Source organism: Mycolicibacterium gilvum (assembly GCF_900454025.1).
Taxonomy (GTDB): Bacteria; Actinomycetota; Actinomycetes; order Mycobacteriales; family Mycobacteriaceae; genus Mycobacterium; species Mycobacterium gilvum.
In genome coordinates this window covers 1,736,443-1,757,713 of record NZ_UGQM01000001.1, presented here as the reverse complement: position 1 = coordinate 1,757,713, position 21,271 = coordinate 1,736,443, and the positions used below count along the sequence as shown (strand labels likewise).

General features: G+C 68.2%; 18 protein-coding genes. 14 read left to right on the top strand and 4 right to left on the bottom strand.

Annotation, left to right across the window (positions count from 1 at the left end; all coding sequences use genetic code 11):
- Window positions 1-8 precede the first annotated feature (8 nt).
- From nuoE to DYE23_RS08255, 11 genes are read left to right on the top strand one after another with little or no spacing between them, the layout of a single operon-like run.
- Window positions 9-875 (top strand): NADH-quinone oxidoreductase subunit NuoE, encoded by an 867-nt coding sequence (nuoE, locus tag DYE23_RS08305; RefSeq protein WP_099961150.1) that lies wholly within the window; start codon window positions 9-11, stop codon window positions 873-875.
- The gene (gene nuoF, locus DYE23_RS08300; RefSeq protein WP_013472367.1) at window positions 872-2,188 is read left to right on the top strand and encodes an NADH-quinone oxidoreductase subunit NuoF; all 1,317 of its coding nucleotides are present in this window, start codon (window positions 872-874) and stop codon (window positions 2,186-2,188) included. Before nuoE ends, nuoF begins: the two co-directional genes overlap by 4 nt.
- The gene (locus DYE23_RS08295; RefSeq protein WP_115326976.1) at window positions 2,185-4,584 is read left to right on the top strand and encodes an NADH-quinone oxidoreductase subunit G; all 2,400 of its coding nucleotides are present in this window, start codon (window positions 2,185-2,187) and stop codon (window positions 4,582-4,584) included. The genes nuoF and DYE23_RS08295 overlap by 4 nt, the downstream gene beginning before the upstream one ends.
- Window positions 4,581-5,813 (top strand): NADH-quinone oxidoreductase subunit NuoH, encoded by a 1,233-nt coding sequence (gene nuoH, locus DYE23_RS08290; RefSeq protein ID WP_115328903.1) that lies wholly within the window; start codon window positions 4,581-4,583, stop codon window positions 5,811-5,813. The genes DYE23_RS08295 and nuoH overlap by 4 nt, the downstream gene beginning before the upstream one ends.
- Window positions 5,806-6,333 carry an NADH-quinone oxidoreductase subunit NuoI gene (gene nuoI / locus DYE23_RS08285; protein ID WP_011895332.1) on the top strand — a complete coding sequence of 176 codons (528 nt, stop codon included), beginning with the start codon at window positions 5,806-5,808 and terminating at the stop codon, window positions 6,331-6,333. Before nuoH ends, nuoI begins: the two co-directional genes overlap by 8 nt.
- The gene (locus tag DYE23_RS08280; protein WP_115326975.1) at window positions 6,330-7,049 is read left to right on the top strand and encodes an NADH-quinone oxidoreductase subunit J; all 720 of its coding nucleotides are present in this window, start codon (window positions 6,330-6,332) and stop codon (window positions 7,047-7,049) included. Before nuoI ends, DYE23_RS08280 begins: the two co-directional genes overlap by 4 nt.
- Window positions 7,046-7,345: an NADH-quinone oxidoreductase subunit NuoK gene (nuoK, locus tag DYE23_RS08275; RefSeq protein ID WP_011895334.1), complete on the top strand. Its 300-nt coding sequence runs from the start codon at window positions 7,046-7,048 to the stop codon at window positions 7,343-7,345. Before DYE23_RS08280 ends, nuoK begins: the two co-directional genes overlap by 4 nt.
- A gap of 8 nt (window positions 7,346-7,353) precedes the next feature.
- Window positions 7,354-9,270 (top strand): NADH-quinone oxidoreductase subunit L, encoded by a 1,917-nt coding sequence (gene nuoL / locus DYE23_RS08270; RefSeq protein WP_115326974.1) that lies wholly within the window; start codon window positions 7,354-7,356, stop codon window positions 9,268-9,270.
- Window positions 9,264-10,844 carry an NADH-quinone oxidoreductase subunit M gene (locus tag DYE23_RS08265; RefSeq protein ID WP_115326973.1) on the top strand — a complete coding sequence of 527 codons (1,581 nt, stop codon included), beginning with the start codon at window positions 9,264-9,266 and terminating at the stop codon, window positions 10,842-10,844. Before nuoL ends, DYE23_RS08265 begins: the two co-directional genes overlap by 7 nt.
- A complete protein-coding gene (gene nuoN, locus DYE23_RS08260; RefSeq protein WP_115326972.1) occupies window positions 10,841-12,424 on the top strand; it encodes an NADH-quinone oxidoreductase subunit NuoN in 1,584 nt (527 codons plus the stop codon). The genes DYE23_RS08265 and nuoN overlap by 4 nt, the downstream gene beginning before the upstream one ends.
- Window positions 12,425-12,437: 13 nt before the next feature.
- Window positions 12,438-13,214: an enoyl-CoA hydratase gene (locus DYE23_RS08255; RefSeq protein ID WP_115326971.1), complete on the top strand. Its 777-nt coding sequence runs from the start codon at window positions 12,438-12,440 to the stop codon at window positions 13,212-13,214.
- Window positions 13,215-13,218: 4 nt separating this feature from the next.
- Here the strand turns inward: DYE23_RS08255 and DYE23_RS08250 are convergent, their stop codons facing one another.
- Complete coding sequence (locus DYE23_RS08250) at window positions 13,219-13,827, bottom strand: TetR/AcrR family transcriptional regulator C-terminal ligand-binding domain-containing protein (RefSeq protein WP_011895339.1); 609 nt, start codon at window positions 13,825-13,827, stop codon at window positions 13,219-13,221.
- A 65-nt stretch (window positions 13,828-13,892) separates the two neighbouring features.
- On the opposite strand from DYE23_RS08250, the gene DYE23_RS08245 reads away from it, so the two are divergent.
- Together DYE23_RS08245 and DYE23_RS08240 are read left to right on the top strand one after the other, a co-directional pair.
- Window positions 13,893-15,041: a phosphotransferase family protein gene (locus DYE23_RS08245; protein WP_115326970.1), complete on the top strand. Its 1,149-nt coding sequence runs from the start codon at window positions 13,893-13,895 to the stop codon at window positions 15,039-15,041.
- Window positions 15,041-16,156: an Rv3169 family protein gene (locus DYE23_RS08240; protein WP_115326969.1), complete on the top strand. Its 1,116-nt coding sequence runs from the start codon at window positions 15,041-15,043 to the stop codon at window positions 16,154-16,156. The genes DYE23_RS08245 and DYE23_RS08240 overlap by 1 nt, the downstream gene beginning before the upstream one ends.
- A 3-nt stretch (window positions 16,157-16,159) precedes the next feature.
- Here the strand turns inward: DYE23_RS08240 and DYE23_RS08235 are convergent, their stop codons facing one another.
- The gene (locus DYE23_RS08235; RefSeq protein WP_011895342.1) at window positions 16,160-17,689 is read right to left on the bottom strand and encodes a flavin-containing monooxygenase; all 1,530 of its coding nucleotides are present in this window, start codon (window positions 17,687-17,689) and stop codon (window positions 16,160-16,162) included.
- 39 nt (window positions 17,690-17,728) lie between these two features.
- Window positions 17,729-18,706 carry a TIGR03617 family F420-dependent LLM class oxidoreductase gene (locus tag DYE23_RS08230; RefSeq protein ID WP_011895343.1) on the bottom strand — a complete coding sequence of 326 codons (978 nt, stop codon included), beginning with the start codon at window positions 18,704-18,706 and terminating at the stop codon, window positions 17,729-17,731.
- Window positions 18,707-18,795: 89 nt separating this feature from the next.
- On the opposite strand from DYE23_RS08230, the gene DYE23_RS08225 reads away from it, so the two are divergent.
- Window positions 18,796-20,136 carry a flavin monoamine oxidase family protein gene (locus DYE23_RS08225; RefSeq protein WP_115326968.1) on the top strand — a complete coding sequence of 447 codons (1,341 nt, stop codon included), beginning with the start codon at window positions 18,796-18,798 and terminating at the stop codon, window positions 20,134-20,136.
- On the opposite strand, the gene DYE23_RS08220 is transcribed toward DYE23_RS08225, so the two are convergent.
- On the bottom strand, window positions 20,112-21,173 hold the full coding sequence (locus tag DYE23_RS08220; RefSeq protein WP_115326967.1) for an alpha/beta fold hydrolase: 1,062 nt from the start codon (window positions 21,171-21,173) through the stop codon (window positions 20,112-20,114). The two genes, DYE23_RS08225 and DYE23_RS08220, sit on opposite strands and share 25 nt — an antisense overlap.
- Window positions 21,174-21,271 lie beyond the last annotated feature (98 nt).

Here is a 21,271-nt window from a genome sequence, read left to right as displayed (position 1 = left end):
AGGTCGTCATGAGTGTGTTTCTCGAGCTCGGACAGCGGCCCGACGAACCGGGACCCCCGATCCACGGGCCCGCCACCTATCCCGCGGCGGTCCACGAGCGCTTGACGGCCGATGCCGCGACGATCATCGCCCGGTACCCGCAGACCAGGTCGGCGCTGCTGCCGCTGCTGCATCTGGTGCAGGCCCAGGACGGCTGCCTGACACCGGCCGGAATCGCTTTCTGCGCAGACCGTTTGGGCCTGACGGACGCCGAGGTGACGGCGGTCGCGACCTTCTACTCCATGTACCGCAGGACCCCGACCGGGGAGTATCTGGTGGGTGTGTGCACCAACACCCTGTGCGCCGTGATGGGTGGCGACGCGATCCTGGAGTCGCTCGAGCAGCATCTGGACATCGCACCCGGGCAGACCACCGCGGACGGCCGTATCACGCTCGAACACGTGGAGTGCAATGCCGCATGCGATTTCGCACCGGTCGTGATGGTCAACTGGGACTTCTTCGACAACCAGACCCCCGCCTCGGCGCGTGAACTCGTCGACGGGTTGCGCTCCGGGCAGACACCGGCACCGTCACGCGGCGGCTCGCTGTGCACGTTCCGCGAGACGTCGAGAATCCTTGCCGGGCTGGACGGCCCGGATTCAGCGACGGCCGGTACCGTCGGCGAGGCCACGCTCGCCGGACTGCGATTCGCCCGCGAGCACCGGATGGCCGCGCCCGCGGCCGGAAGCCCCTCGGACACCACCGCGGGTGGCGGACAGGAGCAGGCCGTCGCGGCCGAGTCGGTGAAGGACGAACCCGCACCGGCACCGGAGGCCGACGTCCCCGCGAGGTCGGGCACTGCCGAGACCGATCCGGAAGCGACGGACGCACCGTGACGTCACTGACCCCGGTACTCAGCCGATTCTGGGACGAGCCGCAACCGTGGACGATGGACACCTACATCCGTCACGGCGGGTATCAGGCCTTGGAACGCGCTCTGGCGATGAGCCCCGATGAGGTCATCGGCACGGTCAAGGACTCCGGCCTGCGCGGCCGCGGCGGCGCGGGATTCCCGACCGGCACGAAGTGGTCGTTCATCCCCCAAGGCGGTGAAGGCGCGGCGGCCAAACCGCACTACCTGGTGATCAACGCCGACGAGTCCGAACCCGGGACGTGCAAAGACATTCCGCTGATGTTGACCACGCCGCACTTCCTGGTGGAGGGCGCGATCATCGCAGCCTATGCGATCCGGGCACATCACGCGTTCATCTATCTGCGGGGCGAAGTCGTCCCCGTGCTGCGGCGCCTGCAGGCCGCGGTCGCGGAGGCCTACGCCGCCGGCCACCTCGGACACGATATCCACGGTTCGGGTTTCGACCTGGAGCTCATCGTGCACGCGGGGGCGGGCGCCTACATCTGCGGTGAGGAGACCGCACTGCTGGACTCGCTGGAGGGTCGCCGCGGACAGCCCCGGCTACGGCCGCCGTTCCCGGCGGTCGCCGGGCTCTACGCCTGCCCGACGGTGGTCAACAACGTCGAATCGATCGCCAGCGTGCCGCCGATCCTGCTCAACGGCGTCGACTGGTTCCGGTCGATGGGTTCGGAGAAGTCACCGGGTTTCACGCTGTACTCGCTGTCGGGCCACGTGACCACGCCGGGACAGTACGAGGCGCCACTGGGCATCACGCTGCGGGAGCTCCTCGACTACGCCGGTGGTGTACGTGCGGGACACGAGCTGAAGTTCTGGACGCCGGGCGGTTCGTCGACGCCGCTGCTGACAGCCGACCACCTCGATGTGCCCCTGGACTACGAGGGCATGGCCGGCGTCGGATCGATGCTCGGCACGAAAGCCCTACAGATATTCGACGACACCACGTGCGTCGTGCGTGCGGTGCGCCGGTGGACGCAGTTCTACGCACACGAGTCCTGCGGCAAGTGCACGCCGTGCCGGGAGGGCACCTACTGGCTGGCCCAGATCTACGAGCGGCTGGAGACCGGTCGCGGCACCGAGGCCGATCTCGACAAGCTGCTCGACATCTCCGACAACATCTTCGGTAAGTCCTTCTGCGCCCTCGGCGACGGTGCGGCAAGCCCGATCATGTCGTCGCTCAAGCATTTCCGCGACGAATACGAAGCGCACCTGGGGAACGCGTGCCCGTTCGATCCTTATGCCTCGATGCTCACGGCGCCGGAAGGAGTGGGTGTATGACCATCGCCGAGCGCGCCTCCGACGCGCCACCCGTCGAGATGGTGACGCTGACCATCGACGACCAACCCGTCACGGTGCCCAAGGGCACGTTGGTGATCCGCGCCGCGGAACTGATCGGGGTGCAGATTCCGCGCTTCTGCGACCATCCGTTGCTCGACCCGGTCGGGGCCTGCCGCCAGTGCCTCGTCGAGGTCGAAGGCCAGCGAAAGCCGTTGGCGTCGTGCACGACCACGGTCTCCCCCGACATGGTGGTGCACACCCAGCACAGCTCTGCGGTGGCCGACAAGGCCCAGCAGGGCGTGATGGAGCTGTTGCTCATCAACCATCCGCTGGACTGCCCGGTGTGCGACAAGGGCGGCGAGTGTCCGCTGCAGAACCAGGCGATGGCGCACGGCCGCGCCGAGACCAGGTTCACCGACGTCAAGCGCACCTTCCCCAAGCCGATCAATATCTCGTCCCAGGTACTCCTCGACCGCGAACGTTGTGTGCTGTGTGCCCGGTGCACACGCTTCTCGGATCAGATCGCCGGGGACCGGTTCATCGATCTGCTCGAACGCGGTGCGCAGCAACAGGTCGGCATCGCCCCCGGCGTCCCGTTCCAGTCCTACTTCTCCGGCAACACCGTCCAGATCTGCCCGGTGGGCGCCCTCACCGGCACGGCGTACCGCTTCCGGGCGCGGCCGTTCGATCTCGTCTCCAGCCCGAGCGTCTGTGAGCACTGCGCCTCCGGGTGCGCGCAGCGCACCGACCACCGGCGCGGAAAAGTCCTGCGCCGCCTCGCCGGTGACGATCCCGAGGTCAACGAGGAGTGGAACTGCGACAAGGGGCGGTGGGCGTTCACCTACGCCACGGCCGGCGACCGCCTCACGACCCCGCTGATACGCGACGAGGACGGCACCCTGCGCGCGGCGTCGTGGTCGGAGGCACTCACCGTCGCGGGAGCCGGGCTCGCGGCGTCGCGCGGGCGCACCGGCGTGCTGGTGGGCGGCCGATCGACCCTCGAAGATGCATACGCCTACGCCAAGTTCGCCCGAATCGTGCTGGCCACCAACGACATCGACTTCCGCTCACGGCCGCACAGCGCCGAGGAGGCCGCGTTCCTCGCAGCGTACGTCGCGGGCCGGCCCAAGAGCGTGACGTATGCCGATCTCGAAAAAGCGCCCGCGGTGTTGCTCGCAGGCTTCGAGCCGGAAGAGGAATCGCCGATCGTGTATCTGCGGCTGCGGAAAGCGGTGCGCAAGCACGGAGTTCAGGTGATCTCGGTGGCACCGCTGCGCACCCGAGGTTCGGACAAACTCTCCGCCCGCCTGATCACCGCGGCTCCCGGCGCCGAGGCAGGGGTACTGGACGGTCTGGCCGCCGATGAGCTGCTGACGATGCCGGGTGCGGTGATCCTGGTCGGCGAGCGTCTGGCGACCTCTCCGGGCGCGCTGTCGGCTGCCGGGCGACTGGCCACCGCGACCGGCGCACGGCTGGCGTGGGTCCCCCGGCGTGCCGGAGACCGCGGCGCCGTGGAGGCGGGCGCTCTGCCGCACCTGCTGCCGGGCGGCCGACCCGTCGACGACGTCGGCGCGCGCGCCCAGACCGCACTCGCCTGGCACGTCGACGAATTGCCCGCCCAACCCGGTCGCGACGGCACGGCGATCCTCGACGCAGCCCGCGCCGGGGAGTTGGGTGCACTGCTGGTCGGCGGTGTCGAACTGGCCGACCTGCCCGATCCCGACCATGCCGCTGCCGCGCTCGACGCCGTCCCGTTCGTGGTGAGCCTGGAGGTGCGTCGCAGCGCGGTCACCGATCGCGCCGACGTCGTGTTCCCGGTGGCGCCGGTCGTGGAGAAGGCCGGCGCATTCGTCAACTGGGAGGGGCGAATTCGCCCGTTCGAGCCCTCCGTGCACACGAACTCCGTCACCGATCTGCGAGTGCTGAGCCTCCTCGCCGACGAGATCGGAGTGGACCTCGGCATACCCACCTCCGTGGCTGCCGCCGAGGAGCACGCCCGACTCGGCCTGTGGGCCGGCGACCGCCCGGCGCCGCCCCGGGCCGAGGAGCACCGCGCGCCCGCGGCACATGGGGAGGCGATCCTTGCCGGGTGGCGCATGCTGCTCGACGGGGGCCGTCTTCAGGACGGGGAACCGCATCTGGCGGGCACCGCCCGAACGCCGACGGTCCGGCTGTCGGAGCGCACCGCGGCCGACATCGGTGCACGCGGCGGTGACGTGGTCACCGTCAGCACCGACCGCGGCGCGATCACCCTCCCGCTGACCGTGACCGACATGGCCGACGGCGTGGTCTGGTTGCCCTTGAACTCACCCGGCAGCCAGGTCCACCAGACCCTCGGTGTCACGACGGGAGCGCGGGTGTCCATCGGATGCGCCGAGCAGCGGGGGCCGGCATGACCTACCCCGACCCGACCCTGTTCGGCCATGACCCGTGGTGGCTGATCCTGGCGAAGTCGCTGGGGGTGTTCGTCTTCCTGCTGCTCACCGTCCTCGCCGCGATCCTCATCGAACGCAAGATCCTGGGACGGATGCAGTTGCGGTTGGGGCCCAACCGCGTCGGACCACGGGGACTGCTGCAGTCGCTGGCCGACGGCATCAAACTCGCGCTCAAGGAAGGCCTCGTACCCGCGGGGGTGGACAAGTGGATCTACCTTGCCGCACCGGTCATCTCGGTGATCCCCGCCTTCATGGCCTTCGCCGTGATCCCGCTGGGCCCGGAGGTGTCCGTGTTCGGCCACCGCACCGCCCTGCAACTGACCGACCTTCCCGTCGCGGTGCTCTACATCCTCGCGGTCACCTCGATCGGGGTGTACGGAATCGTGCTGGCCGGATGGGCGTCGGGATCGGTGTACCCCTTGCTGGGCGGGCTGCGATCCTCGGCGCAGGTGATCTCGTACGAGATCGCGATGGCGCTGTCGTTCGTCGCGGTCTTCATCTACGCGGGCACGATGTCGACGTCCGGAATCGTCGCCGCGCAGAACGACGTGTGGTTCATCTTCCTTCTGTTGCCGTCCTTCCTGGTCTACCTGACCTCGATGGTCGGCGAAACCAACCGGGCGCCTTTCGATCTCCCCGAGGCCGAAGGTGAACTGGTCGGCGGTTTCCACACCGAGTACTCGTCGTTGAAGTTCGCGATGTTCATGCTCGCCGAGTACGTCAACATGACGACCGTGTCCGCTCTGGCGACCACGCTGTTCCTCGGAGGCTGGCACGCGCCGTGGCCGATCAGCATCGCCGACGGCGCGAACAGCGGGTGGTGGCCACTGCTGTGGTTCACCGCGAAGGTGTGGCTGTTCCTGTTCTTCTTCATGTGGCTGCGCGCCACCCTGCCCCGGATGCGCTACGACCAGTTCATGGGGCTGGGCTGGAAGCTCCTGATCCCGGTCTCGCTGGCATGGATCGCGATCGTCGCCACGACCCGCGCGATGCAGAACCAGGGCTACCAGGGGTGGGTCACCGCGCTGATCGGTGTGACCGGTGTGGCGGCGATCCTCGCGTCACTGCTCGCGTGGCGGGCCCTGCGCGCCAGGAGACGTCGCACACCGCACGGTCCCCCCGCCCAGTCCTCTGACCACGGCGCCTTCCCGGTGCCGCCGTTACCGGTGAAGGAGTCCGCCGATGCCTAAGTTCCTCGACGCTGTCGCCGGATTCGGTGTCACCTTCGGCTCGATGTTCAAGAAGCCGGTCACCGAGGAGTACCCGGAGAAGCCTGGGCCCGTCGCCAAGCGCTACCACGGGCGCCATCAACTGAACCGGTATGCCGACGGGCTGGAGAAGTGCATCGGCTGCGAACTGTGTGCATGGGCCTGCCCGGCGGACGCGATCTTCGTCGAGGGCGCCGACAACACCGAGGCCGAGCGTTACTCCCCCGGCGAGCGGTACGGCCGGGTGTACCAGATCAACTATCTGCGCTGCATCGGATGCGGCCTGTGCATCGAGGCCTGCCCGACCCGCGCGCTGACGATGACCAACGACTACGAGATGGCCGACGACAACCGCGCCGACCTGATCTACGGCAAGGACAAGCTGCTGGCGCCGCTGGAACCGGGCATGGGGGCGCCGCCACACGCGATGGCCCCCGGCGCCACCGACGAGGACTACTACCGTGGCACCGTCTCGCCATCGGCAGAGGCGGATGCCAGGTGACCGAGACGATCCTGTTCTGGGTGATGGCCGTCGTCAGCGTCGGTGGCGCACTGGGGGTGATCGCCGCGCCGAAGGCCGTCTACTCGGCGATGTCACTGGCCGCCACCATGATTGCGCTCGCCGTCCTCTACATCGCCCAGGGTGCGCCGTTCCTGGGGGTCGTGCAGATCGTCGTCTACACCGGCGCGGTCATGATGCTGTTCCTCTTCGTGCTGATGATGATCGGTGTAGACTCCTCGGAATCCCTCGTGGAAACACTGCGCGGGCAACGGATCGCGGCGCTGGCGGTCGGTCTGGGCTTCGGCATCCTGCTCATCGCGGGCATCGGGTCGGTGTCCGCCACCGGCATCGTCGGTCTGGACAAGGCCAACGGCGGAGGCAACGTCGAGGGCCTCGCGGCGCTGATCTTCACGAAGTACCTGTGGGCGTTCGAGCTGACCGGCGCACTCCTGATCACCGCCGCACTCGGCGCGATGGTGCTGGCCCACCGAGAGCGGTTCCAGCGCCGAAAGACCCAGCGCGAACTCGCTGTCGAGCGCTTTGCGCCGGGCGGGCACCCGACGACACTGCCCAACCCCGGCGTGTACGCCCGCCACAATGCCGTCGACGTCCCCGCCCGGTTACCCGACGGGTCGGGCTCGGAGTTGTCGGTGAGCGCGATTCTGCAGGTGCGCCCCGTACCTACCGATGAGCGATCGCCCGGGGGTGAGCAGTGAATCCCGACAACTACCTGTACCTGTCGGCCTTGCTGTTCACCATCGGCGCCGCGGGAGTGCTGCTGCGGCGCAACGCCATCGTGATGTTCATGTGTGTCGAGTTGATGTTGAACGCCGGGAACCTGGCCTTCGTCACGTTCGCCCGTGTCCACGGGAACCTCGACGGTCAGGTGGTCGCGTTCTTCACGATGGTCGTCGCCGCCTGCGAGGTCGTGATCGGCTTGGCGATCATCATGACGATCTTCCGGACGCGCCGGTCGGCAAACGTCGACGCGGCAAGCCTGCTGAGGCACTAGGACCGGCAATGACGCTACCCGTGTGGCTTCTCATCGCAGTGCCGCTGGCCGGTGCGGCGATCCTGCTGCTGGCCGGACGCCGCTGCGATGCGTGGGGCCATCTGCTCGGCACCGCGGCGGCCCTCGCCTCGTTCGGTTGTGCCGCAGTGATGTTCACCGGCATGCTGGGCCGAGATCCCGAGCAGCGCGCGGTGCACGAGACGCTGTTCAGCTGGGTGCCCGTCGGCGATCTTCGCGTCGATTTCGGTCTGCAACTGGACCAGCTGTCGATGTGCTTCGCCCTGCTGATCACCGGCGTCGGATCCCTGATCCACATCTACTCGATCGGCTACATGGCTTCGGGAGCGCAGCCTGCGGAGCGACCCGATGACCCCGGGCGGAGTCGACGTCTATTTTTCGCCTACCTCAACCTGTTCGTCGCCGCGATGCTGCTGCTGGTCCTGGCCGACAACTACCTCGGGCTCTACATGGGTTGGGAGGGTGTGGGTCTCGCGTCCTACCTGCTGATCGGGTTCTGGTCGCACAAGCCGTCGGCGGCCACGGCGGCGAAGAAGGCGTTCGTCGTGAACCGTGTCGGCGACGTCGGACTCGCCGTGGCACTGATGGTGATGTTCGCGTCGGTCGGCGCCGTCGGGTTCGACGCTGTCTTCGAGGCGGCACCGCAACTCGGTGACGGCACGCTGACCGCGATCGGACTGACCCTGCTGCTCGCCGCCTGCGGCAAGTCGGCGCAGGTGCCGCTGCAGTCCTGGCTCGGCGATGCGATGGAGGGCCCGACACCGGTGTCGGCGCTCATCCACGCCGCGACGATGGTCACCGCCGGCGTGTATCTGATCGTGCGCTCGGGGCCCGTGTTCGACCTCGCGCCGCACGCCCAGACGGCGGTGGTCATCGTCGGGGCGGTCACGCTGCTGTTCGGTGCGGTGATCGGATGCGCGAAGGACGACATCAAGAAGGCCCTCGCCGCGTCGACGATGAGCCAGATCGGCTACATGGTGCTGGCCGCCGGACTGGGTCCTGCCGGTTATGCGTTCGCGATCATGCATCTGCTGACCCACGGCTTCTTCAAGGCCGGCCTGTTCCTGGGCGCCGGTTCGGTGATGCACGCGATGAACGACGAGGTCGACATGCGCCGCTACGGAGGTCTGCGCACGGCGCTGCCGATCACCTTCGTCACGTTCGGGCTCGGATACCTCGCGATCATCGGGATTCCGCCGCTGGCCGGGTTCTTCTCCAAGGACGGCATCATCGAGGCGGCACTCGGTGCGGGCGGCGTCAAGGGTGTGATCCTGGGCGGCGTCACGATTCTGGGGGCTGGGATCACGGCGTTCTACATGACCCGGGTGATGCTGATGACGTTCTTCGGCACGAGGCGCTGGGAGGGTTCGGGCGCACATCCGCACGAGGCACCCGCGGTGATGACGTGGCCGATGATCCTGCTGGCGATCGGCTCGGTGACCGCCGGCGCGGCGCTGGCGATCGGAGGCACTCTCGAGCACTGGCTGGAACCGGTGGTGGGGGCACAGGAGATCCACCACGTCCTGCCGGTGTGGGTCGTCACGGTGATCGTGTTGTCGGTGGTGGCCGTCGGGGTGGCGATCGCGTACCGCATGTACGGCGCCCGCCCCGTCCCCGCCGACGTGCCGCCCGGGTCCGCGTTGACCGTGGCCGCGAGGCGGGATCTCTACGGCGACACCGTCAACGAACGGGTGCTGATGCGGCCGGGGATGACCTTCACCCGCCGTCTGGTCGAACTCGACGACGAGGCGGTCGACGGTGCCGGCGCCGGGCTGGGCGCGGGCGTCTCCCGGGTCTCAGAGCGGTTGCGGCAGTGGCAGACCGGGTTCGCCCGCTCTTACGCGCTGTCGATGTTGGCCGGTACGGCGATCGTGGTGGGGATGATTCTGGCGGTGAATCTGTGGTGACCTCTTTTCCGCTGCTGACAACCCTGTGGGTCGTCCCGATGGTCGGGGCGGTCGCGGTACTGCTGCTACCGGCCGCCGCGCGTCACCTCGCCAAGTGGACGGCGCTGGTCGTTTCGCTGGTGGTGCTGGCGGTGACCGGTGTGATCGCCGTGGGCTTCGATCCCGTCGGCGACCAGTTCCAGTTCGTCGAGAACTACCGCTGGATACCGTCTTTCGGCACCGGCTACATCCTTGGCATCGACGGTATCGCTCTGTCCCTGGTGGTTCTGGCGGCGGTGCTGCTCCCCCTGCTGATCATCGCCGGCTGGAACGATGCGGGTGACCGACTCAGCTGGGGCGGGCGTTCGACACACATCTACTTCGCGCTGACTCTGGCTGTCGAGGGCATGGTCCTGATCTCGCTGGTGTCGCTGGACATCCTGTTGTTCTACGTCTTCTTCGAGGCGATGCTCATCCCGATGTACTTCCTCATCGGGGGCTTCGGCGGCGAACATCGGGGCAGGGCCGCGGTGAAGTTCCTGCTGTACAACCTCGTCGGCGGGCTCATCATGCTCGCCGCGGTCGTCGGCCTGTACGTGGCCACGGCCACCAGCGACGCCTTCGACGCCGGGACGTTCGATTTCCGGGCGATCGTCGCCGCCGTGTCCAGCGGAGAGTTCGCCGTCGATCCCGTGGTGATGCATCTGCTGTTCGGCGGCTTCATGTTCGCGTTCGCGATCAAGGCGCCGCTGTGGCCGTTGCACCGCTGGCTGCCCGACTCGGCGGTCGAGGCCACCCCCGCCAGCGCCGTGCTGATGATGGCGATCATGGACAAGGTCGGCACGTTCGGCATGATCCGGTACTGCCTGCCGTTGTTCCCGGACTCGGCGACGCTGTTCGGCCCGGCGATCATCACGCTGGCGGTGATCGGCATCGTCTACGGCGCGGTCGTGGCGATCGGCCAGACCGATGTGATGAGGCTGATCGCCTACACCTCCATCTCGCATTTCGGTTTCATCATCCTGGGCATCTTCGTGATGACCAGTCAGGGCCAGTCCGGTTCGACGCTGTACATGGTCAATCACGGCATCTCCACCGCCGCGTTGTTCCTCATCGCCGGGTTCCTGGTGTCGCGGCGCGGATCCCGTCTCATCAGCGCCTACGGCGGCGTCCAGAAGGTCGCGCCGGTGCTGGCCGGAACCTTCCTGATCGCGGGCCTGGCGACGCTGTCGTTGCCGGGTCTGGCACCGTTCATCAGCGAGTTCCTGGTTCTGATCGGCACCTTCACGAGGTATCCCGTGTTCGCGGTGCTGGCCGCGAGCGCTCTGGTGCTCTCAGCGATCTACATCCTGTGGATGTACCAGCGGATGATGACCGGGCCGGTGCCCCCTTCACTATCCGAGGGAGAGAACAGGATTCGCGATCTCGTGCCTCGTGAGCTGGTGGTCGTCACACCGCTGATCGCACTTCTGCTGCTGCTCGGGATCTATCCGAAACCGGCGCTCGACATCATCGACCCGGCTGTCGCCCACACCCTCACCACCGTCGAACAGACCGACCCGGCACCCCGGATGGCGGAAGGCCCGGTGCGATGAACACGCTGACCCCTCTACCGACACCGACTGTCGAATACTTCTTCCTGTCACCGATGCTGATCGTGCTGGGCGCCGCGGTGCTCGGGGTGCTCGTCGAGGCGCTCCTCCCGCGCCACCTGCGCTACCGCGCCCAGGCGGGCCTGAGCCTCGCGGCATTGCTCGCCGCGTTCGTCGCCGTCGTCATGGTGGCCAGGGATCTGCCGGCCGACGGGGCTGTTTCGGCGGTCATGGGCGCCGTCGCGGTCGATATGCCCGCGCTGTTCCTCCAGGGCACCATCCTGGCGGTCGGGGTGCTCGGCGTCCTGCTGATCGGCGAACGCCAGATCGGGGTTGTCGAGGACTCCGAGAACGGCCGCGGGCTGGACGCTTTCACCCCGCAGGCCTCGGCGGTGGCCGGCAGCGTCGCCGAGAAGGTGGCCGCCAGGGCGGGCAACATCCAGACCGAGGTCTTCCCGCTGACGATGTTCGCGGTGGCCGGCATGCTGTTGTTCCCGGCCGCCGACGACCTGTTGACGATGTTCATCGCGCTCGAGGTGTTGTCGCTGCCGCTGTACCTGCTGTGCGGTCTGGCCCGGCGCCGCCGGCTGCTGTCGCAGGAATCGGCGGTGAAATACTTTCTGCTCGGGGCGTTCTCGTCGGCCTTCTTCCTGTACGGCGCCGCGATGCTGTACGGCTATGCGGGCACGCTGAGCTTTCCGGGGATCGCGGATGCGGTGGCCGACGGCACCGGGACCACCTCGTTGGGTCTGATCGGCGTCGCCCTGCTGCTGGTCGGCATCCTGTTCAAAATCGGTGCGGTGCCGTTCCATTCGTGGATTCCCGACGTCTATCAGGGAGCTCCGACCCCGATCACGGCGTTCATGGCGGCCGCGACGAAGATCGCCGCGTTCGGTGCGATGCTCCGGCTGTTCTACGTCGCCCTGCCCGGACTTCGCGACGACTGGCGGCCGGTGCTGTGGGCGATCGCGATCCTGACCATGGTCGTCGGCACCGTCACCGCGGTGACCCAGACCGACGTCAAACGCATGCTGGGATATTCGGCGGTGGCCCACACCGGTTTCATCCTGACCGGTGTCATCGCCGGCAACGACGCGGGCGTGTCGTCGACGCTGTTCTATCTGTTCGCCTACGGGTTCTCCACGGTCGGCGCCTTCGCCGTCGTGGGCCTGGTGCGGAACTCCGACGGCGAGGAGGACACCGCGATGGCCCGCTGGGCGGGCCTCGGGAAGCGATATCCGTTGGTGGGCATCGTGTTCTCGTTGTTCCTGCTCGCCTTCGCCGGCATTCCGCTGACGAGCGGTTTCGTCGGCAAGTTCGCGGTGTTCAAGGCCGCGGGTGAGGGCGGCGCCATCCCGTTGGTCGTCGTGGGCGTCGTCGCCAGCGCGATTGCGGCGTACTTCTACGTGCGGGTGATCGTGCTGATGTTCTTCACCGACAGCCCCGACGACGCACCGGCCGTGGTCGTTCCCAGCGTGTTGACCACCGCGGTGGTCACCGTGACCGCAGCCGTCACGTTCATGCTCGGCGCGCTGCCGCAACCACTTCTGGACCTGGCCGACTCGGCCGACCGGTTCTTCTGATAACACCGTAGCCATGACCGAAGATCTGGTGCTGACCGCCGACCACGACGGCGTGCGGGTGATCACCTTGAACCGCCCGGCCGCGAGGAACGCGCTCAGCCGCGACCTGATCCGCGCGACCTATACCGCGTTGACCTCCGCCGACGACGACGATGCCGTCCGCGCCGTCGTCCTCACCGGCGCGGATCCCGCGTTCTGCGCGGGTGTCGATCTGAAAGAGGCTGCCCGCGACGGTCTGTCGTACTTCGCCGAGTTCCGCACGCAGAGTTGCATCGCAGCCGTCGCGGCGATGCGGACACCGGTTGTCGGGGCGATCAACGGCGCCACCTTCACCGGCGGTCTGGAGATGGCCCTCGGATGTGACTTCATGGTCGCCTCCGAGCGCGCGCTGTTCGCCGACACCCATGCGCGGGTCGGGATCCTGCCGGGCGGCGGGATGACCGCGCGGTTGCCCCAGCTCGTCGGTGCGGCGATGGCCCGGCGGCTGTCGATGACCGGTGAGGTGGTCGACGCCGCCCGCGCCGAACGGATCGGGTTGGTGACCGAGGTGGTCGCGCACGAGCATCTCCTGCAGCGCGCGATCGACCTCGCGCACCAGATCGCCGAGGTGCCCCGCCCGACCATGCGCGGCCTCAAAGAGATCTACACCGCCGGCGCCTCGGTGGTGGTCGACCCCGCCCTGGCCGCCGAAGAGCGCATCGCGTTCGCCCAGCACCGCGATTTCGACGGCCTCGGCGACCGGTTCAGCGCGGTGTCGCAACGCAACCGGGACCAGATCGGCGGAGCCTGACGGGTCACGCTCCGGCCACCACGCCGCGCAGCAGGATGTCGGTCGTCGAGTCCACCCAGGACGGACTCGCGAGCGCGTCGGGAGTCTGCAGCAGCGCCAGCAGGGTGGCACCTCCGACCAGGCTCACCAGGCGGTCGGGATCCACACTCTCGCGGACCTCGCCGCGCTCGACGGCGTCCTGCAGACGCGCCCGCACCGCGGCGAACAGATCGGTGAAGCGCGCCCCGATCCTTCCGGTGAGGTCCGCGTTGGCCGACATGTCGGCGATGAGCCCGGGCAGTGCGGCGCGCACGACCGGGCTGAGGAACACGTCGCGGGTCACCTCGATCATGGCCCGCAGGTCGGCGGCGATGTCACCCGGCGGTGACTGGATCGCCGTCGGGGTCACCGGAAACGCGGCCTCGTGCACCAGTTCGGCCTTGCTCGACCATCGCCGGTAGAGCGCGGTTTTGGTGGTGCCCGCCCGCTCGGCGACCGCCGCCATCGTCACGTTCGAATAGCCGATTTCGACAAGTAGATCCGCGGTGGCTGCGAGTATGGCAGCGTCGATGCGTGGGTCCCGCGGGCGCCCTGCACCCGTGGCCTTGCCACCCGCGGACGAGTCTGTTTTCATATCGCTACCCACGGTATCGTAATAGGGCGGTGCGGTGGCCGCGTTCAGCCGGAAGGACCAGTTCAGTGACGAGCGAACCAGCTGTCGACAACGTGGATCGGCTCCAGCGCTCCAGCAGAGACCTGTCCGACGTCCCGGCGGCCCTGTCCCGGTGGCTGTCGACGAAGCTGCCCGGCGTCACCCCGGACGCGCCGGTGGACATCACGGTCGAAGACGGTATCGACGCCAACGGCATGTCCTCCGAAACGATCCTGTTGCGCGGGCGGTGGTCCGACGGCGGCGATCCCGTCGAGCACCGTTGGGTCGCCCGGGTGGCACCCACCGATGCGGACATTCCCGTGTTCGAACACTACCGCCTCGACCACCAACACGAAGTGATGCGACTGGTCGCCGAGTCGACAGATGTCGCCGTGCCGGCGGTGCGGTGGCTCGAGGACACCGGCGACGTGCTGGGTCGGCCCTTCTTCCTGATGGACCGTGTCGACGGTGTGGTCCCGCCCGACGTGATGCCCTACACGTTCGGCGACAACTGGCTCTACGACGCCTCACCGGAACAACAGCGCGCGCTGCAGGACCGCACCGTCGAGGTGCTGGCGGCGCTGCACTCGATCCCCGACGCGCAGCGGACTTTCGGCTTCCTGCAGGAGATCGACCCACCGGGCGAGACCGCGCTGCACCGTCATTTCGGCTGGCTCACCCGGTGGTATGCGTTCAGCAGCGCCGACCTCGGGAGCTCCCCCCTGGTCGAACGCGCGATCAGCTGGCTCGAAGAACACTTCTCGCACGACGTCGCCGCCTCCGAACCCGTACTGGTGTGGGGCGATTCGCGGATCGGCAACGTCATCTACCGGGACTTCCGCCCCGTCGCCGTCCTCGACTGGGAGATGGCCACCATCGGGCCGCGGGAGTTCGACCTCGCCTGGATCAGCTTCGCGCACATGGTCTTCCAGGAGTTGACGAAACTCGCCGGGCTACCGGGTATGCCGGACTTCCTGCGCGAGGACGACGTTCGCGACACGTACCGGAAGCTCACCGGTGTCGAGGTCGGTGATCTGCACTGGTTCCACGTGTACTCGGCGGTGGTGTGGTGCTGCGTGTTCATGCGCACCGGCACACGCCGTGTCCACTTCGGTGAGATCGAGAGGCCCGACGACATCGAATCGTTGTTCTACCACGCGTCACTGCTCAAACGACTGATCGGAGAGGCCGACTGATGCTCGGACCGATGGACGAATTCCCGGTACACCAGATCCCCCAGCCGATTGCGTGGCCCGGCTCGTCGGACCGCAATTTCTACGACCGGTCGTACTTCAACGCCCATGACCGCACCGGCGACATCTTCGTCATCACCGGCCTCGGGTACTACCCGAACCTCGGGGTCAAGGACGCCTTCTTTCTGGTAAGGCGCGGTGACACCCAGACCGCGGTGCACCTGTCCGACGCGATCGACCAGGACCGGCTCAACCAGCACATCGGCAACTACCGCGTCGAGGTCATCGAACCGCTGCGCAAGCTGCGTATCGTCCTCGACGAAACCGACGGCATCGTAGCCGATCTCACCTGGGAGGGGCTGTTCGACGCCGTCCAGGAGCAGCCGCACATCATGCGGCGCGGCACCCGGGTCACGCTGAACGCGCAGCGCTTCGCGCAGGTCGGGTCATGGAGCGGGCAGTTGTCGATCGACGGCACCGATATCGCCGTCGACCCCGCCCAGTGGATCGGCACCCGCGACAGGTCGTGGGGCATCCGGCCGATCGGCGAGGCCGAACCCGCCGGCCGGCCCGACGATCCGCCGTTCGAAGGCATGTGGTGGCTCTACATCCCGATGGCTTTCGACGACTTCGGCATCGTGATCATCATCCAGGAGGATCCGCTGGGGTTCCGGTCGCTCAACGACTGCACCCGGGTCTGGAAGGACGGCCGTGTCGAGCAACTGGGCTGGCCGCGGGTCAAGATCCAGTACCGCTCGGGCACCCGCATCCCGACCGGCGCGACGGTCGAGGCCACCGCATTGGACGGCAGCCCGCTGCATTTCGACGTGGAATCCAAACTCGCGGTACCGATTCACGCCGGCGGCGGGTACGGCGGGGACTCCGACTGGCTGCACGGCGTGTGGAAGGGACCGAACTTCACCGAACGGCTGACCTATGACATGACCGATCCCGCCGTCATCGGGCGGGCCGGGTTCGGCGTCATCGACCACGTCGGCCGGGCGGTGTGCCGCGAGGCGGACGGGACCGAACGCGAGGGCTGGGGCCTGTTCGAGCACGGCGCCCTGGGCCGTCACGACCCGTCGGGCTTCGCGGACTGGCTTACCGTCGCTCCCTAACCCTCAAGCGCCGAAATTGCGTTCCAGCAGGTCTTCACTCGACATTTCGCTGCTGGAATGCAATTTCGGCGATACCCGACCGAAGACCATCGACTCGTCGATGCGGTCGAAACGTTGGTCGACGGCGTCGAGGACGTAGTTGTGCCGCACGTTCCACGGTCGGTGCGTACCGGACTTGGGCAGCACATGGGGGGCACGGTGCACGTAGCCGGCGTTGATGTTCCACGCCGGCTTCTCCTCCATCGGCACTCCACCGAGATGCGGGTAGGCATGGGTGTAGCCGTGAGAGTCCATGTGCGCCAACAGCTTCGCGACCGCACGCGCGGTGAGGTCGGCCCGCAGCGTCCACGAGGCGTTGATGTAGCCGACGCACCAGGCCAGGTTCGGCACGTCTTCGAGCAGGTGCTCCTTGTAGACGAACCGGTCGGCCGGCTTGACCTCTGTGCCGTCGATGCTGATCTCGATGCCGCCCAGCGCCTGCAGTTGCAACCCGGTGGCTGTCACCAGCACATCGGCGTCGATCCGCCTGCCTGACTTGAGGACCAGTCCGTGCGCGTCGATGTGGTCGATCTCGTCGGTGACCACCTCGGCGCGGCCACGGGCGATCGCGTCGTAGAAGTCGCCGGACAAGATCAGGCACAGGCGCTGGTCCCACGGGTCGTACCGGGGCTTGAAGTGCGTATCCACCGGATAGCCTTCGGGCAGATAGTGTTTGGCGACCGCACGGATGAGCCGGCGGGAGATCCGCGGCGCCTTGCGCGCCACCCCGTACACGGCCACGATGAACAGGACGTTGTAGAGCCACGCCAGGCGGTAGCCGAGTTTGCGCGGAGGCACTTTGCGCAGCAGGTTCACCACGGGGTTGATCCGTTGTCCCGACAGCAGATACGTCGGCGAGCGTTGCACCATCGTCACGCGCTCGGCGCTCTCGGCCAGCGCGGGGATCATGCTGATCGCCGTGGCGCCACTGCCGATGACCGCCACCTTCTTACCGGTGCAGTCGAGGTCCTCGGGCCAGTGCTGAGGGTGGACCACCGGACCCTCGAACGATTCCAGACCCGGGAACTCGGGCCGGTACGGGTTGTCGTAGTCGTAGTAACCGGTGCCGAAGAACAGGAAGCGCGTCCGGTAGGTGCGGGGCACACCATTGCACTCGGTCCGCACGGTCCACACGTCGGCCGTCGAGTCCCAGTCCGCCGACAGGACGCGGGTGTCGAAGTGGATGTGCCGGTCGATGCCGTGCTTACGCGCGGCGTCGACGAGGTACTGGCGGATGTCCTCGCCGTCGGCGACGTTCTCGGGCCGGTCCCACGGTTCCCACGGGAACGACAGCGTGAAGATGTCGCTGTCGGAGCGGATACCGGGATACCGGTGCAGATCCCAGGTACCGCCGATGCGCGAGCGTCGCTCCAGCACGGTGTAGGTCAGCTGCGGGTTGCGTTCCTGGATGCGATAGGCGGCCCCGATCCCGGAGATGCCTGCGCCGACGATCAGTACGTCGGTCGATTCCGTCTCCGGATAGAGCTGGTCCACCCGCAACCTCCTTTGGTCCGCGTACGTACCACCCTAGACTCAGCCCCGCAGCGCGTCGACGATCTCGGCCAACGAGTTCACCGCGATCGGTCCTGGTTGGTAGAGGCAGATGCGGTCGGAGACGCCGTCGACCCGGTCCCTGATGTGTTTGGCGACGTCGGCCGGGGTGCCGCACGCGGCGATGGTGTGCAGGACGTCGTCGTCGATCAGCCGTCCCATGTCCTCCCACCGGCCCTGCTTGGACAGCGCGTTGAGCTCGGGTTGCAGGTCGCCCCACCCGTGCACCTCCAGCACCGGGCGGTAGGCGGGAGTCGACCCGTAGAACGCCAGCAGCCGCCGCGCCGACATGTGGTCGGGATCCTGGTCGGCGACCGAGACGATGATCTCCGGGACCACCGCGAGGTCGGCGCGGGTGCGTCCCGCCGCCGCAAGCCCCTCCGCCACGTTCGGCATCGTGACCTCGGTGAGGAACCGTCTGGACCCGAACGGCATCACCAGCAGCCCGTCGGCGACCTCGGCGGTCATCCGTGTCAGCCTCGGCCCCAGCGCACCGACATAGATGGGGATCGGGTCGAACGGTGCCCTGGGGGTGAACGTCGGCGTCATCAGCGTGTGCCGGTAGAACTCGCCGCGGTAGGCCAGTCGGTCACCGGTGCTCCACGTGTGGAAGATCGCCCGCAACGCTCCGACCAGGTCGCGCATCCTGGCCACCGGCCGGTCGAAGTCGGTGCCGTACCGCTTCTCGATCTGGGTGCGAATCTGGGTGCCGAGCCCGAGGGTGAAGCGCCCCCCGGACAGGAGCTGATGATCGACGGCCTGATGCGCGAGGTGAATCGGATTGCGGGGGAACGCAATCGCGACATTGGTCATCAGATCGAGCCCGCCCACGGTGGATGCCAGCGTCAGCGGGGTGAAGACGTCGTGAGGGCCTTCGAACGTGAACACGCCGGCGGCTCCGGCCTCGCGCAGAGCACGGGCCCGCTCCACGGCGTCGATGGGCCCGAACAGCGCTGTCATTACCTGCACACCCCGGGATGCTAGGCGGATCGGGCGCGCAATACGCCGCTATGGGTACGTTGGCGCGCCGGATCCGCGAGGATGGCCCCATGGCCGAGGTTGTTGTCGTGGGGGCGGGATTCGCCGGGCTCGCAGCCGCCCGCGAGCTGAGCCGGCTCGGCCGCGACGTGGTGGTCGTGGAGGGCCGCGACCGCGTGGGCGGCCGCTCCTACACCGGGTCGGTCGGCGGTGTGCCCGTCGACTTCGGCGCGACGTTCGTCGGACCGACCCAGGACGCCGTGCTGGCCCTGGCCGCCGAGTTGGGCGTCGAGTCGGTGCCGACCTACGGCGAAGGCAAGAACCTGATCCGGTGGCGCGGCCGGGTGCGGTCCTACCGCAGCACGATCCCGCGGCTGTCGATCCTCGAACTGCTCGACGTATCGCGGATCCAGTGGCGATTCGACCGCATCAGCAAGCGGGTTCCCGTGGACCAGCCGTGGGCCTCCCCGCTGGCCGGTCAGCTCGACGACATCTCCCTCGACGCCTGGTTGCGATCGGTCCACGCGGGCGCCTCCACCCGGGACCTGATGGCGATCATGGCCCGCGTGACGTGGGGTGCCGAGCCCGGCGACGTATCGATGTTGCACGCCGTGCGCTACGTCAACGCCGCCGGCGGACTCAACCGCATGCTCGACGTCGAGGGCGGCGCTCAGCAGGACCGCTTCCCCGCCGGCACCCAGAAGATCGCCGACTTGATGGCCGCCGAACTCGGCGACCGCGTCGTCGTCGGCGCACCCGTCCGCCGTATCACCCGCAACCCTGATCGCACGGTCACCGTGACGACCGCCGGCGCCGAGTACCAGGCCGGTGCGGTCATCGTGGCCGTCCCACCGGAACACCGCTCCGGCATCGAGTTCGATCCCCCGCTGCCCGCCGAACATCGTGAGCTGAGCCGGCATTGGCCGCAGGGACGACTCAGCAAGGCCTACGCGGCCTACGAGACACCGTTCTGGCGGGCCGACGGCCACTCCGGCGAATCACTGTCGGACGAGGGGCCGGTGTTCATCACGTTCGACTGCAGCCCCGGCGACGACGGTCCCGGCGTGCTGCTCGGCTTCACCGACCCCCGCAGCTTCGACCCGCTGCCGGGTGAGCAACGCCGCGAGATCGCGCTCGCGGGCTTCAGCGCGCTGTTCGGCGACGCCGCCGCTCATCCGATCGACTACGTCGATCACTGCTGGGGCGCCGAACCGTTCTCCCCCGGCGGCCCCACGGCCGCCGTCCCACCCGGCGCGTGGACCGCGCACGGCCGGTGGCTGCGTGCACCCGTCGACGGCATCTTCTGGGCCGGAACCGAGACCGCGGACCGCTGGACCGGGTTCCTCGACGGCGCCGTGCGCTCAGGTCTGCGCGCGGCCGACGAGGCTCACCGCGAGCTCGCCCGAGCCTGATCCCCCGTCGCTGCGCTCGCCCGGGCCTGATCCCCCGTCGCTTCGCTCGCCCGGGCCTGATCCCCCGTCGCTGCGCTCGCCCGGGTGGAGCGACTCACCGAGTCCACCAGCCACCGCAGCTGCTGGTTCACCTCCTCGGGGCGCTCCAGAATCGCGCAGTGTCCGCCGGCGAGCTCGACGAACCGGGCCAGATCCGGTGCGGCCGAAGCGATGTGGCGCGCCGACGACACCGGCAACAACCGGTCGTGGGTGCTGCCGATCACGAGTGCCGGCACGGTCAGATTGTCCAGCCCGATGTGGCGCGGGCCCAGGTGGTCCACCAGCACACGAGCCCACCCGCCGCGGCCCGCCGGCGGCGTGCGGTGGAACAACTCGAACACGAAGTCGGCGATCGAGGGATCGGCGTCTCGGCCCACCGCGATCATCGAGACGAACCGCCGGCTCGGCAGATCGGCGACCCGCACCATCGACGTTCCACCGAACGTCCGGATCACCCCGCCCGCGGCACGGACCCGCGCGTCGGCGAATCGCGCCGGCACCGGCAACAGGTTCACGTTGCGCAGCAGATCCCCGGTGGTGGTGTTGATCAGCGCGACGCCGTCGGCGCGCTCGGCGACCCGATGGGGCAGACGCTCCGACCACGACGAGATCGCGATACCGCCCATGGAGTGTCCGGCGATCACGGCGCGCTCCCCGGTCGCCAGAGTCGCCTCCAGCACTGCGTCCAGATCGGACGCCAGATAATCGAGGCTGTACCCGCCGCGCCGTGGCGGGACGCCGCTGCGTCCGTGCCCGCGGTGGTCGTAGGCGATGACGCGGTGGTCGCGGGACAGGTCGGCGATCTGGTGTGCCCACACCGGGATCGCACAGGTGATGCCGTGCGCGAGCACGATCGGGTAGCCGTCCTCCGGGCCGAACACCTCGGCGTGCAATCGCACGCCGTCCCTGGATCGCACATCGACCACACGCCCGCGCGGCAACTCCACGGCGGGGCCCGATCCTGCACGGCGACTTCGGGTGCTGCTGCTTCGTGCCATCTGCGCGCTCCTCGGGTCGGCGACTTTGCCGGGTACGTGACTGTACCCGCCGGGGACTGCCGTCCGCCCGCATACCGGGGGGTGGGTTAAATGGGACC

What these genes read in the sequence shown, in the direction of transcription:
- nuoE (WP_099961150.1), top strand. Translation starts at nt 9, where the DNA reads ATGAGTGTGTTTCTCGAGCTCGGACAGCGGCCCGACGAACCGGGACCC.
- DYE23_RS08295 (WP_115326976.1), top strand. Translation starts at nt 2,185, where the DNA reads ATGACCATCGCCGAGCGCGCCTCCGACGCGCCACCCGTCGAGATGGTG.
- nuoH (WP_115328903.1), top strand. Translation starts at nt 4,581, where the DNA reads ATGACCTACCCCGACCCGACCCTGTTCGGCCATGACCCGTGGTGGCTG.
- nuoI (WP_011895332.1), top strand. Translation starts at nt 5,806, where the DNA reads ATGCCTAAGTTCCTCGACGCTGTCGCCGGATTCGGTGTCACCTTCGGC.
- nuoL (WP_115326974.1), top strand. Translation starts at nt 7,354, where the DNA reads ATGACGCTACCCGTGTGGCTTCTCATCGCAGTGCCGCTGGCCGGTGCG.
- nuoN (WP_115326972.1), top strand. Translation starts at nt 10,841, where the DNA reads ATGAACACGCTGACCCCTCTACCGACACCGACTGTCGAATACTTCTTC.
- DYE23_RS08255 (WP_115326971.1), top strand. Translation starts at nt 12,438, where the DNA reads ATGACCGAAGATCTGGTGCTGACCGCCGACCACGACGGCGTGCGGGTG.
- DYE23_RS08250 (WP_011895339.1), bottom strand. Translation starts at nt 13,827, where the DNA reads ATGAAAACAGACTCGTCCGCGGGTGGCAAGGCCACGGGTGCAGGGCGC.
- DYE23_RS08240 (WP_115326969.1), top strand. Translation starts at nt 15,041, where the DNA reads ATGCTCGGACCGATGGACGAATTCCCGGTACACCAGATCCCCCAGCCG.
- DYE23_RS08230 (WP_011895343.1), bottom strand. Translation starts at nt 18,706, where the DNA reads ATGACAGCGCTGTTCGGGCCCATCGACGCCGTGGAGCGGGCCCGTGCT.
- DYE23_RS08225 (WP_115326968.1), top strand. Translation starts at nt 18,796, where the DNA reads ATGGCCGAGGTTGTTGTCGTGGGGGCGGGATTCGCCGGGCTCGCAGCC.
- DYE23_RS08220 (WP_115326967.1), bottom strand. Translation starts at nt 21,173, where the DNA reads ATGGCACGAAGCAGCAGCACCCGAAGTCGCCGTGCAGGATCGGGCCCC.